The sequence below is a fragment of the Chroogloeocystis siderophila 5.2 s.c.1 genome, assembly GCF_001904655.1.
GTDB classification, from domain to species: Bacteria; Cyanobacteriota; Cyanobacteriia; order Cyanobacteriales; family Chroococcidiopsidaceae; genus Chroogloeocystis; species Chroogloeocystis siderophila.
Genome location: NZ_MRCC01000004.1, coordinates 46,779 through 58,917, shown reverse-complemented (window position 1 = coordinate 58,917; position 12,139 = coordinate 46,779). Strand labels below are relative to the sequence as shown.

The window sequence follows — 12,139 nt, the reverse complement described above, 5'->3', positions numbered from 1 at the left end:
CGAGTCCCCCGTTGTAGCAACTGGCGTGGATTTAGGGGGCTGATCCGAGTGCAGTTACTTAACGGTTCATACATTGATTCAGTAATGCCGATGATTTAATTGGGGGCAACTATTTTCTATTGGTATGAATAAGCAAATCATAGCTTGAATCGGTTTATACAACCTTCATATCCATAAGTCCACGAAAGTGGACTTCTTTTTTAAACAATGACTTTAATTGCTAGTTAGGCTCCTAATTTTTTCTTTTATAATTGTTATTTTCCATAGCAAAAATAGGTTTACCACTTTAATCAATAAAAACACTATCAAAGTGCAATTTTGAACTTCTCACTTAGAATTTTATATATCTTCTTTATTGCCAATTTGTTGCTTTACAAAGAAAATTTTTTTTACTAATTTATAACTTTTCAAATTAGCGAATAAGATTTAACATTATGCTTAAGTTTATCAGTTAATTACCATTTTCTTACTTAAGTTTAGGAGTTATTTATCCATAAAACTTAACAAAAGATAAGTTGATAATTTATGATGTTTCGCCTAACAATACATAACTTTTATAGCGTAAGATATGTGGTAAAAGGTATAGAGAAGATTAATAAATCGTGGTAGAATATAAAAAATAATTATGTGTTTTTCCCGCTAAAACTAGTTTATGCGAGATACTTCTCCTATGGCTTTAGCACAGGTTGCAGATTACTTCAAAGTTTTATCAGAAGTGAGTAGACTCCAAGTATTAAGCTGTTTGCGTACAGGGCCTAAAAATGTCATGGAAATTGTCGAGGGAACTGGGTTAGGTCAAGCGAATGTTTCCAAGCATCTCAAAGTGTTGATGCATTGTGGCATGGTTTCGCGTCATCCCCAAGGAGTGAGTGTCTTTTATAAAGTTTCTGATCCAGTGATTTTTAACTTGTGTGAAATTGTTTGCGATCGCATCTCAACGCGCCTGCTTGCACAAGCAAATCAAATCGAAACCTTAAAAATGCCAGAGCAAACGCATATTCAGTAATTCGCACGTTCCTGCTATGCGATAAATCTCAGCAGGATAAATTGAAAGCTACTTCTTTTGTAATATCAACGGGCGTTGTCCTGGTTCAAACCGATTACTTTGTTCTCGCATTACAGATTGTGCTTGCTGAGGGTCAAAGTAGCGATTAAGGTCGGCGCGCAAACGTTCTACGCGTCCTTCAACTGAGTGAACTTCAGCTTGAATTTCGTGAATTTTTTGTTGTTGTGACAAGTAGTAAGGTAGAAGTTTGGCGATCGCCGAGCCAGCTGCGAATAAAAGCAGCAAATTGACAACCAATTTTGCCGTAGTATGAATCGCTGTCGCCCGATACGGATGACGACGACGCTGGGTTCGCTTGCGAGGAACTTGGCGGGTTTCTTGTGGCTTGAGAGGAGAACCAGACGGTTGAATAGCGTTCATATCGGCTTAAAAGCTGCTCTAGAAAAAGCTAGATTTACAATACCAAGCTATTACGCCGGTTTTAGACAAGTTTTTGCTGTAAATCTGTAATTTTTAAGTAAAGATGACTCTTTGCTCAATTTATTTTGTCTTAAACAAAAATTCAGAATTTACTAGGACGAGATAGACATTACAGCTTGATGACCGCAAAGCAAAGAATCATCTTCGATGCGCTAAGGATTTAGGGGCGTAAGCCTCACGATGAGCGAGCAAAACAAGCATGATATCTTTATTCAAGAAATTTAGCTAGAAGCTAATCGCCTTTTTGACTGGCTCCGTGATGTCACGTAAAATTGTGCTGCTTCACAAGCAAGTTACCGCTAGTTCGCAAATCTTTCAACAGTAATTATACTGAAAAACACTTAATTTTACTGAACCCTGTACTAAGTAGAGGTCAGAAAAAGCTTTGCAGTTTTTCGGCTCAAGGTTAAATTCAGTTACCGATTGCCATGGTAACTGAAAGGATGAAGAATCAAGCGACAAAGAGTAGCAAGCCGACGGCATTTTTGCCTGCAACTACCCTAAGTGGCAAGACTTTCATCCTTTCGAGGTTTATGCTGTTTTAAGTGGTGTTACTTGTAAAGCTCTGTTGCTAAACGGAAAGCAAGCACACCAGGGATCAGTGCGACCACAAGTGCTACAAAAACTTGGGTATCTGATATAGACATTTGAGGAAACCTCCTTGATGCAAAATGAATCGAACCATCACTACTTTTGACCAAATTGTTCAGTTGATGGAATAAGTTTTTACAATATGAAACAAATCGAGAGAGGTCGGAGGTCAGAGATCAAAAGTCAGGGAAGCTCTATACTGATACAAAAGGATATTTTGAATCTCGTCGATAATCTCGTTACCAATTTTTCATCGATGAATCCGCACCGGTTAAAATCAGCAACGTCTTGAGATTGTATTATCTGTTGTAAAACTCTGATCCCCGACCTCTAATTTCCAAAGTGCTTGAATCCGTAAAAGAAAATTACACCCTTGGGATAGATTTTGGTACCTCTGGTGCAAGAGCAGTAGTTATCAATGCTCTGGGAGTAGTGCAAGCCGAAACGAGAAAGTCGCTGATAGGTGAGGACATTACGCAGGTAAAGGCTTGGGAATACACCTTATTTGGCTTAATTGCGGAAATTCCGCCAAAAATACGTCAAAAAATCAATGCGATCGCGATTGACGGAACTTCTTCAACTGTAATGTTGTGCGACGCAACCGGAACACCAGTGACAACACCACTGATGTACAACGATACACGCGCAGTTGCAGTACAAAAACAATTAAAAGTGATCGCACCGCCGAATCACACGGTATTGAGTGCGACATCGAGTTTAGCAAAGCTGTTGTGGCTATCACAGCAACCAACATTTAGCGATGCGAAATACTTTCTTCATCAAGCGGATTGGTTAGCGTTTCTGCTTCACGGAAAACTTGGGATCAGCGACTATCACAATGCGTTAAAACTCGGCTACGACGTCGAGCATTTTTGTTATCCTATATGGCTAACACAACTGGCGATCGCACCTCTATTACCCCAAGTTGTTGTTCCTGGAACACCGATCGCCGAAGTCACAGCAAGCATTGCAACACGCTTTGGTTTGCGCCGTGATTGCTACGTATGTGCGGGAACAACCGATAGTATTGCCGCGTTTCTTGCAAGTGGTGCAACATCTTTAGGAGAAGCCGTAACGTCACTCGGTTCAACTTTGGTACTCAAGCTTTTAAGCCAAACACGCGTCGAGAATAGCCTGTATGGTATTTATAGCCATCGCTTAGGTGACTTATGGTTAACAGGAGGAGCTTCTAACACTGGGGGTGCGGTACTAAAGCAATTTTTTTCCAACACCGAGTTAGAGCAATTTAGCCGTCAGATCGATCCCCAAAAAGTTAGCCCACTCGATTACTATCCGTTATTGCAACGTGGCGATCGCTTTCCAGTCAACGATCCCGACCTACAGCCGCGCCTCGAACCACGACCAGATAATCGCGTCGAGTTTCTGCATGGATTATTAGAAAGCATTGCTCGTATTGAACACCAAGGTTATCAACTACTACAACAACTCGGTGCAACTCCTCTCACACGCATTTATACGGCGGGCGGCGGTGCAGCAAATGCAACGTGGACTGCGATTCGTCAGCGTTATTTTAAAGCGCCATTAGTGATGTCGCAGCACACTGAGGCAGCTTACGGTACTGCCTTGCTTGCTCTGCGCGGTATCAATAACAACAGGAACTAATAAATAGTCAATATCAGTCTAACAAGATAACAGCTAATCGCTACTTGTTATCAGCTTTGTATTAGATCGATTTTAGCTACATATGATGAAACTTACAGCCCTGATTAAACCTTGGCAAATCGTTTGCGTTATATTGTTAAGCGGTGTGTTATCGAGTAGTTTTACGACAACAACAGCCTTGAATGCAGCCCCCAGAAATCTGCTGACGCAAAGGTGTAAACCAACACGTCAACAAGGTGATCGTCAAACGCAAATTCCCCGTCAAGTTGTGGATGCGGTACGACAAGATGTTGCTCAACGCGAGAATATTCCTGTAAATAGGCTGCGAGTCACTCAATCGAGTCAACAAACGTGGTCAGACGGTTGTTTAGGATTAGCGCAGCCTGATGAATTTTGTACTCAAGCTTTGGTAGAAGGTTGGCGCGTCATGGTGTCTGATGGTCGATCTACTTGGGTGTATCGTACCGACTCATTAGGGAGAACTGTACGCCGCGAAGAACCGCAAACAACCTCTTCAACTGATTTCATTCTTGTGGTGAAATAAGAGAATTCTTGCGATGTAATTGCAAGTAGTCTAAATTACCGTAGTTGAACCACAGGATGAGCGCAGCACCAGATTCACCTCAATCTCAAGTCATCGGCATAGACTTGGGTGGAACCGCAATTAAATTAGGCAAGTTTACGCAGGATGGCACTTGTCTAGGATCGTTAGTTGTCGCCACGCCTCAACCGGCAACACCACAGGCGGTTGTTGATGTGATGGTAGATGCGATCGCGCAAATTGATCCTCGCAATCAATGTCTGGCGATCGGTGTTGGTACGCCAGGTCCTGCAGATTTTTCTGGACGAATTGCGCGAGTGGCGATTAATCTTCACAACTGGCGCGATGTTCCTTTGGCAGATTGGCTAGAAGCGAAAACAGGTCGGATCGCGGTTCTGGCTAACGATGCTAACTGTGCAGGGTTGGGTGAAGCCTGGTTAGGCGCAGGACGCCGCTTTCGTCACTTAATTCTGCTTACTTTGGGAACGGGTGTCGGTGGTGCGGTGATTCTTGATGGTCATCTCTTTGTCGGACATCAGGGAACCGCTGCTGAACTCGGGTTAATTACTTTAAACCTTGATGGTCCACCTTGTAATAGTGGCAATTACGGTTCTTTAGAGCAATACGTCTCAGTTCAGGCAATTCGTCGCCGCACTGGACTCGAACCCGCACAACTCTGTGCGCTTGCCAAAGCAGGAGACACGGAGGCATTGACTTTTTGGCGGCAGTATGGTAGAGAATTGGGTGCGGGTTTAGCGAGCTTGATTTACGTTTTAACGCCTGAAGCCATCATTATCGGTGGTGGGGTGAGCGCCAGCGCAGAGTTTTTCTTTCCCAGCGTTCATGCTGAAATTGAATGCCGCGTACTACCGAGTTCTCGCACAGGATTAGAAATCCTCACAGCAAAACTCGGCAACCAAGCCGGAATGGTGGGAGCCGCGCGGCTTGCGTGGGACAAAATAAAGAATCAGGATTAAAATCGCTCCTCAGCCCCAGTATGGGCAAAGGACTGCCTTACCCCTGATCACGATACTTCGACGGGTGCAGGTAATGGTGAAGATGATTGCGATCGCATCATCACTGCTTCTACAAATCCTTTAAACAACGGATGCGGCGCACTCGGACGCGATTGAAATTCTGGGTGAAACTGCGTCGCCACGAAAAACGGATGATTTGGAAGTTCGATAATTTCTACCAAACGTCCATCAGGAGACGTACCACTAATCGCATAGCCAGACTCTAAAAATAAGTTGCGGTAGGCGTTATTAAATTCGTAGCGGTGGCGGTGTCGTTCGTAAACAACTTCTTCTTGGTAAAGCTTGAATGCTAAAGTATTCGGTGCTAGGCGACAAGGATACAACCCTAAGCGCATCGTGCCACCTAGATCGACAACATCTTGCTGTTCTGGTAATAAGTTGATGACTGGGTGCGCGCCTTCAGGATTAAACTCAGCACTGTTTGCACTTTCTAAACCCGCGATGTGCCTCGCCCATTCCACAACAGCACACTGCATTCCCAAGCACAAGCCCAAGAAAGGAATTTGATGCGTGCGCGCGTATTCCACTGCGGCGATTTTACCGTCTACACCACGAATGCCAAAGCCTCCTGGTACAACTAAACCATTCACTCCTTCTAGGTAGCGCTCTACAGGTTCATTCTCTAAATTTTCTGAGTTTACCCAGCGTAAGTGCAATTCACCACCCATCGCGATCGCCGCATGACGTAGCGCTTCTACTACTGATAAATACGCATCTCCCAATCGCACATATTTACCAACGATCGCAATTTCTACACGGTGTGTTGGACTATACAACCGCTCGACGATTGTTCGCCATTGACTGAGATCCGGTTGGCGTTGTTCGAGTTGCAGTAACTCTAGCGTTTGCTGCGCTAAACCTTCTTGTTCGAGATTCAGCGGGACTTCGTAGATACTTTTGGCATCTTGCGATGTAATCACGCACTCGACAGGAACATCGCAGAATTCGGACATTTTCTCTTTTAAGCCAGGAGGTAGCGGGCGATCGCACCGACACACTAAAATATCTGGTTGAATGCCGATCGAGCGCAATTCTTTGACTGAGTGCTGTGTCGGCTTGGTTTTCATCTCTCCTGCCGAAGGAATCCAAGGCACGAGCGTTACGTGCATATACAAAACATTTTGCCGCCCGACATCCTTGCGAAACTGGCGAATGGCTTCTAAAAACGGTAGCGATTCGATATCGCCAACCGTCCCTCCAATTTCCGTAATAACCACATCAGGATTAGTATTTTTTGCTACGCGTTTAATACGTTCTTTAATTTCATTCGTGATGTGCGGAATTACCTGCACTGTCCCACCCATATAGTCGCCGCGACGCTCTTTATTCAGCACGGCTTGATAAATTGAGCCAGTCGTGACGCTATTGAGCCGCGACATTGATGTGTCTGTGAAGCGTTCGTAGTGTCCTAAATCCAAGTCAGTTTCAGCGCCATCTTCTGTCACAAAGACTTCCCCATGCTGAAAAGGACTCATCGTGCCAGGATCGACGTTAATGTAAGGATCGAGCTTGAGAATCGATACGGAATAATCGCGCGACTTCAGCAACCGTCCCAAACTGGCTGCAACAATGCCTTTGCCAATGCTGGAGACGACACCGCCAGTGACAAAAACAAATTTAGTCATAAAAATTTAATGAGGAACTTGTGCAGATATACCCCGTCAATTGTGCCACAGTTATGAAGGGGTTAGGGTCGAGGGAAAATGATTAGTTGTTTTTTGTCCCAACATAATTGATATTTTAGCGTGAGACACATTTTAGGATTAGCGTTATTAGGTTTTGTCATGGCGTCTGCGCCAGCCTGGGCGAATCAATCGCTTTCGGTTGTGTATCCACCCAACGAGCATCAAACCACATCTGATCGCATTTTCTTGATTGGAACCGCACCACCAGAGGGGGAAGTGTTAATCAATGATAAGGCGATCGCCCGCAGTCGCGCAGGACATTTTGCTCCGAGTTTTCCTTTACAACTCGGCGATAATGTTTTTACCCTACGTTATCGAAATCAGCAACTTCAAATTAAAGTCACGCGGCTATCCACGAAACCTGAAATTCCAGCAGGATTGGCATTTGCTAAAGATTCCCTAACTCCAGCAGTCGATATCGCACGATTACCAGGAGAATTAGTCTGCTTTAGTGCGATTGCTTCTCCTAATGCTACAGTAAGCGTCAATCTAGGAGATCAAAACGTTCCCTTACTACCACAACCGCAAATTCAACTACCACCCAACTCTGCGGCGTTAACACAACAAAATCAACCGACGTCTCAACCTGTCAGTGGACAATATCAAGGTTGTACTACATTACCAACAAGCTTCAATTTGCTGGTATACGGTAACAATATTAATACTGGTGCTGTTACCGCCAACTCCATTCAACCGCAGTTTCAGCTAACTGTTAACGGTCAAACAACAACGCAACATTCAGGTAGGATAACAATTTTATCTTCTACACAGCTAGAAGTTGCTGAAGTAACAGTTGATGCTGGTGTCGCGCGTACAGGTCCTGGGACTGATTATTCGCGCCTCACACCGTTACCAAAAGGAACCCGCGCGAGGATCACCGCTAAAGAAGGTGAATGGTTACGTCTCGATTACGGCGGCTGGATTAACGCTCAAGAAACAAGGATCGTACCTAGTACAGTTCCACCGCGATCGCTGATTCGCAGCGTCAGTGCGCGTCAAATTCCTGATGCAACTGAGATTGTGTTTCCGTTGCAAGTTCCTGTCCCTGTAAGCATACAGCAAGGCGATCGCACATTAACTTTAACGCTATACAATACCACCGCTCAAACCGACGTTATCCGCTTGGATGATAACCCCTTCATTTCGCGTCTAGATTGGCAGCAGAGCGCGCCGGAACAAGTGCAATACACCTTTAACCTCAAATCTGCCCAACAGTGGGGTTACAAGCTGCGATACGATGGTACGAGCTTGGTATTAACATTACGTCATCCACCTGAAAGTCAGCAGCATCCTTTACCTTTAGCAGGAATTAAGATTCTTCTCGATCCAGGACATGGCGGCGCGGAATTAGGTGCTAGAGGACCTACTGGCTATCCTGAAAAAGCAATTAATTTAGTTATATCCAAGTTGGTGCGCGATCAACTCGTGGCGCGGGGTGCGACGGTGTATATGACGCGCGAGGAAGATATTGAATTATCATTAGGCGATCGCGTCGCGATGATTGATAAATTAGAACCAGCGATCGCGCTTTCACTGCATTACAATGCTCTCCCTGATAGTGGCGATGCGATGAACACGCAAGGATTTGGTGCATTTTGGTATCATCCCCAAGCACATAACCTCGCGGTATTTCTCCACAATTACGTCGTGAATAAACTGCATCGTCCTTCGTATGGAGTGTACTGGAATAACTTAGCACTCACCCGCCCCGCATCAGCCCCCTCAGTATTACTCGAACTAGGATTTATGATTAATCCTACCGAGTTTGAATGGATTGTCGATCCGCAAGCACAAAGCAACTTAGCTAGTGCGATCGCCGAAGGTATTACTGAATGGTTCCGCAGCGTACGATAATTAGAGAGTGGGTAATTGGTAATAGATATTCCATGATATTTTGTATGCCCCCATTACCAATTACCCGTCTTGAATTTATATGAATTTCTACCTATGGTCTTCACACCAGCATTAGCCGAACAAAGAGTTGTCTTAAGAAATATTAGTTGGCAAACATTTACAGCCATGCTCGATGAGATGGGTGAAGAACGAGCAACACGTTTGGCTTATAGTGATGGAATGTTAGAGATTATGACTCCTTTAGGAGAGCATGAAAATACAAATAGATTTATTGACGATTTAATTCGAGTATTAGCTGATGAACTGAATCTTAATCTCAAAAAGTTTGGCTCACTGACACTCAAGCGCGAAAACATGAAACGTGGCGCTGAACCTGACTCTTGTTATTATATTCAAAATGAACCGCGTGTTAGAAATAAACGCAATATTGATTTAAATATCGATCCACCGCCTGATTTGGTGTTAGAAATTGATATTACAAGTAGCTCAATTGATAAACGCCCGATTTATGCAGCTTTGGGCATACCAGAAATTTGGCAATATGATGGGCGATCGCTTCAAATCTTATTATTATCTCAGCTTGATTCAAGCTATACGCAAACTCAAAAAAGTCCGACTTTTCCTATACTTGATTTGAACCTAGTTCCGCAGCTAATTGCACAAAGTCTGATCGATGGTGAAACCAAAACTTTGAGCTTATTTCGGATGTGGATAAGACAGCAGATATCTTCATAATCGAGTCGCAGAATATCACGAATTACGAATTCGTTGTAGCAATTGTTGAGGTAAACGTCTTAACCACAACCCCAACGGAAATTGATAAAACTCAATCACCAACCAACCGACAATAGCTAGATGTGCAAGAAAGCCCAAGCCAGCCCATACGTAAGGTAGCCAAGATAAAGGCGTATTCGGTGCGGGAGGATGAATAAAAATCACCAACCCCATTAAAGTTGGTGGAAGTAGTACTAAAGCGATCGCCGCGAAGACATATCCCCAACCCAGTTCAACACCTTCTAGATGCGCGCCGCACCAACTACCATTCCAGTTCCATAACAATGCTGGTTGGCGTGAAGACATCTTGATCTGCTGTCTTTCTAAATCAACTTCAAAAATTTGTTGACATAAATTACACGCCATCGCATCCATTAAGGGTAAGGCTGCGATCTGACCGAAACGACAGACAGGACATGGGTAAGAGTCATGTAAATTTAATGGATTCATGAAAATAGCTCAATGAAGTCAATTACACAAGACGATATTGCTTGACTGCGATCGCATCCTCACCCGAATTTGTAGCACTCATCACTGAACCACACACTTCTACCCTAGCTTGGTAAACCTCTGCTGCGCTACCATCAGGTGCTGTAAACTCTAAACGAACCTCAGCCCAATCTGCATTCCACGGCTCATTCACGGTATCTTGTGCCAAAACTTGTCCAGATTTCAGGTATTTCAGCCAATTCCAACCATATTGCATCCAAAGTTCGCGCTCGACGATTTGCTCAAATTTCGTGAGCCCTGCCCATCCCCGATAAAATGGTCGTAGCTCAGTGACTGGAAAATTGCGCCAAATAAGTGCGGGTAAAATTTGGGCTTCGAGATGTCCCCAAACTTGTCCCGTGGGTAAATCAATTAAAGTTGGTGCAAACTGATGTCCGCCAAAGTGCGAACAGCGCCAGACACGGAGATTTTCAAGCGTAGCAAATTCTTTACGTAGCTTCTCATAAATCGGCGTGCCAAATCGAGCACAAGCGACATCAATGTTTCCATGCGTGCAAACTAAGATTTCGCGAATATTTTGCGTCGGTTGGCGGTATTTTTCAAAGTCGTTTAGTAGTATTGTTTGCTGCAATAAAGCCGCGATTAATACTTCTAGATCGCACGCTGGAACGAGAAATTCTTGTTTGTCAAATTGCGCAAAAGATTGACTAGGACGTTGATAGTGAAATACGCGGGTATATCCTGGGATCGAATATTGGCGATCTGGCGCGATCGCAATTGCTATTAATTTTGTATTTCCCGCACGGATTGCTTGAAATGCAGGACTTAATGGCGAATCGAGTATTAAACCTTCTTTTTTCCAAGGTAGCGGCAGTTCTACAATGATCCACGTATCCGTTGCTTTAGCACTTCCAATTGGATCTTCGCCACTGGCTTTGGAAATGACTGAGCAAAATTGGCAATCAAAAACAAAGTTTGAGGCTGTCATGATAGAGGTCAGGGGTCAGGGGTCGGGCGTCAGAGGAGTAAAGCATTGCTTTATCCTTTACGCATTTGTTGAAGTTCGTTGAGGTATAATTGTGTACCGATAGGACCTGGTAAGCCAAGACATGTGTAAGCAGGAATGAAATAAGTTCGCCCCGCTTGACTTGCTTGTAATGATTGCGCTACTGCATTGTTTTGCCAACGCTGTTTTGCTTGTTCTACTTGGTAAGTGGCAAATTCATCAGCTGTCGGCGATTGATCGTTGAGTGCAAAGTCAAACCCTAGGATAATCATCGAGTCGGCTTGGTTAAGGTTTGGTAGTTCCTCCACACTCAGCGGTAAGGCTTTTTGTTGTGCAGAATCAAAATTTGGTGGATAGACTAATTGAAAGCCTAGTTCTTGAATCAACGCACTACAAGGATTATCTGTAGAACTCACTAAGCGCATCTCACTTGTACCACTCGCAATCAGCATTAACACCTGTGGGTGAGAAGCAACAGTTGAGGCAAATTCTTGACGAGCTTCACTTATAGTTTGCTGCATTTGGGCAATAACTTGTTCCGCTTGTGGCGTGTCAACTGAGGAAGCAATCGCGCGTAAATTCGCTTCTGTATCAAACTGCTTTAAAAATAACGTCGGCGCAATTTTAGATAACGTCGCGTACAAATCAGCACTTAATGCTCGACTGATAATGAGATCAGGTTTTACTTTGACTAATGCTTCCAGCGAAGGATTTGCACTCCATCCCACGTTTGCGATCGCCTTTGTAATGCGATTTCCTAAGTAAGGAATTTGTTGCGTAGGATTGTCGTAATCTCCCTCAAAACGGACATAATCACCAAATCCTACTGGTTGGACATCCAACGCCAATAGCAATTCCAGCATATCGGGTCCCAAGGCTACCACGCGCTGAGGTTTTCCACAAATTTCGGTTTCGCCCATTTGATGCGGAATACGACGACAATCGGTACGTGTTGCTGGTGACTCAACAGCAGTCCTAACAGAATGGTTAACACCACAAGACACAATGACAAAAGCAGTCAGTGCAGCCAAAAATAGCAATTGGAGTTTTTTGATAACCATTGTGCTAAGTCACTTAAAAATTGGTCATTGG

The 12,139-nt window shown here is 44.1% G+C and carries 12 protein-coding genes; 6 read left to right on the top strand and 6 right to left on the bottom strand.

Features of this window, described 5'->3' with window-relative positions; genetic code table 11:
* The first annotated feature begins 652 nt into the window (after positions 1-652).
* Entirely contained in the window at positions 653-1,006 is a 354-nt protein-coding gene (locus NIES1031_RS05205; RefSeq protein ID WP_073548442.1) for an ArsR/SmtB family transcription factor, read from the top strand.
* A 48-nt stretch (positions 1,007-1,054) separates the two neighbouring features.
* Here the strand turns inward: NIES1031_RS05205 and NIES1031_RS05200 are convergent, their stop codons facing one another.
* Positions 1,055-1,426 carry a slr1601 family putative cell division protein gene (locus NIES1031_RS05200; protein ID WP_073548441.1) on the bottom strand — a complete coding sequence of 124 codons (372 nt, stop codon included), beginning with the start codon at positions 1,424-1,426 and terminating at the stop codon, positions 1,055-1,057.
* A 611-nt stretch (positions 1,427-2,037) separates the two neighbouring features.
* Entirely contained in the window at positions 2,038-2,133 is a 96-nt protein-coding gene (psaM, locus tag NIES1031_RS05195; RefSeq protein WP_015187266.1) for a photosystem I reaction center subunit XII, read from the bottom strand.
* Positions 2,134-2,419: 286 nt separating this feature from the next.
* Here psaM and NIES1031_RS05190 point away from each other — a divergent pair, with 286 nt between their 5' ends.
* The 3 genes from NIES1031_RS05190 to NIES1031_RS05180 all read left to right on the top strand — a co-directional run bounded on the left by NIES1031_RS05190 (position 2,420) and on the right by NIES1031_RS05180 (position 5,218).
* A complete protein-coding gene (locus NIES1031_RS05190; protein ID WP_073548440.1) occupies positions 2,420-3,700 on the top strand; it encodes an FGGY-family carbohydrate kinase in 1,281 nt (426 codons plus the stop codon).
* A gap of 82 nt (positions 3,701-3,782) precedes the next feature.
* Positions 3,783-4,244, top strand: coding sequence for a hypothetical protein (locus tag NIES1031_RS05185; RefSeq protein WP_236738724.1), 462 nt, complete (start codon positions 3,783-3,785; stop codon positions 4,242-4,244).
* A gap of 56 nt (positions 4,245-4,300) precedes the next feature.
* Positions 4,301-5,218, top strand: coding sequence for an ROK family protein (locus NIES1031_RS05180; RefSeq protein WP_073548439.1), 918 nt, complete (start codon positions 4,301-4,303; stop codon positions 5,216-5,218).
* A gap of 47 nt (positions 5,219-5,265) precedes the next feature.
* Here the strand turns inward: NIES1031_RS05180 and NIES1031_RS05175 are convergent, their stop codons facing one another.
* Entirely contained in the window at positions 5,266-6,903 is a 1,638-nt protein-coding gene (locus NIES1031_RS05175; protein ID WP_073548438.1) for a CTP synthase, read from the bottom strand.
* Between the two features lie 159 nt (positions 6,904-7,062).
* Here NIES1031_RS05175 and NIES1031_RS05170 point away from each other — a divergent pair, with 159 nt between their 5' ends.
* Positions 7,063-8,817, top strand: coding sequence for an N-acetylmuramoyl-L-alanine amidase (locus tag NIES1031_RS05170; RefSeq protein WP_178378049.1), 1,755 nt, complete (start codon positions 7,063-7,065; stop codon positions 8,815-8,817).
* Between the two features lie 93 nt (positions 8,818-8,910).
* Complete coding sequence (locus NIES1031_RS05165; protein ID WP_073548436.1) at positions 8,911-9,552, top strand: Uma2 family endonuclease; 642 nt, start codon at positions 8,911-8,913, stop codon at positions 9,550-9,552.
* Positions 9,553-9,567: 15 nt separating this feature from the next.
* On the opposite strand, the gene NIES1031_RS05160 is transcribed toward NIES1031_RS05165, so the two are convergent.
* Genes NIES1031_RS05160 through NIES1031_RS05150 form a run of 3 tightly spaced genes read right to left on the bottom strand, consistent with a single transcriptional unit; the run spans position 9,568 to position 12,108 of the window.
* Positions 9,568-10,041, bottom strand: coding sequence for a hypothetical protein (locus NIES1031_RS05160; RefSeq protein WP_073548435.1), 474 nt, complete (start codon positions 10,039-10,041; stop codon positions 9,568-9,570).
* Positions 10,042-10,063: 22 nt separating this feature from the next.
* Positions 10,064-11,029, bottom strand: a complete 966-nt coding sequence (locus NIES1031_RS05155; RefSeq protein WP_073548434.1) for a ferredoxin family protein — start codon at positions 11,027-11,029, stop codon at positions 10,064-10,066.
* Positions 11,030-11,079: 50 nt separating this feature from the next.
* Positions 11,080-12,108 carry an ABC transporter substrate-binding protein gene (locus tag NIES1031_RS05150; protein WP_084544255.1) on the bottom strand — a complete coding sequence of 343 codons (1,029 nt, stop codon included), beginning with the start codon at positions 12,106-12,108 and terminating at the stop codon, positions 11,080-11,082.
* Positions 12,109-12,139: the final 31 nt, after the last annotated feature.

Excerpts from the sequence above, each read along its gene's own strand:
- NIES1031_RS05205 (WP_073548442.1), top strand. The coding sequence starts at position 653 with ATGCGAGATACTTCTCCTATGGCTTTAGCACAGGTTGCAGATTACTTC.
- NIES1031_RS05200 (WP_073548441.1), bottom strand. The coding sequence starts at position 1,426 with ATGAACGCTATTCAACCGTCTGGTTCTCCTCTCAAGCCACAAGAAACC.
- psaM (WP_015187266.1), bottom strand. The coding sequence starts at position 2,133 with ATGTCTATATCAGATACCCAAGTTTTTGTAGCACTTGTGGTCGCACTG.
- NIES1031_RS05185 (WP_236738724.1), top strand. The coding sequence starts at position 3,783 with ATGATGAAACTTACAGCCCTGATTAAACCTTGGCAAATCGTTTGCGTT.
- NIES1031_RS05180 (WP_073548439.1), top strand. The coding sequence starts at position 4,301 with ATGAGCGCAGCACCAGATTCACCTCAATCTCAAGTCATCGGCATAGAC.
- NIES1031_RS05175 (WP_073548438.1), bottom strand. The coding sequence starts at position 6,903 with ATGACTAAATTTGTTTTTGTCACTGGCGGTGTCGTCTCCAGCATTGGC.
- NIES1031_RS05170 (WP_178378049.1), top strand. The coding sequence starts at position 7,063 with ATGGCGTCTGCGCCAGCCTGGGCGAATCAATCGCTTTCGGTTGTGTAT.
- NIES1031_RS05165 (WP_073548436.1), top strand. The coding sequence starts at position 8,911 with ATGGTCTTCACACCAGCATTAGCCGAACAAAGAGTTGTCTTAAGAAAT.
- NIES1031_RS05160 (WP_073548435.1), bottom strand. The coding sequence starts at position 10,041 with ATGAATCCATTAAATTTACATGACTCTTACCCATGTCCTGTCTGTCGT.
- NIES1031_RS05155 (WP_073548434.1), bottom strand. The coding sequence starts at position 11,029 with ATGACAGCCTCAAACTTTGTTTTTGATTGCCAATTTTGCTCAGTCATT.
- NIES1031_RS05150 (WP_084544255.1), bottom strand. The coding sequence starts at position 12,108 with ATGGTTATCAAAAAACTCCAATTGCTATTTTTGGCTGCACTGACTGCT.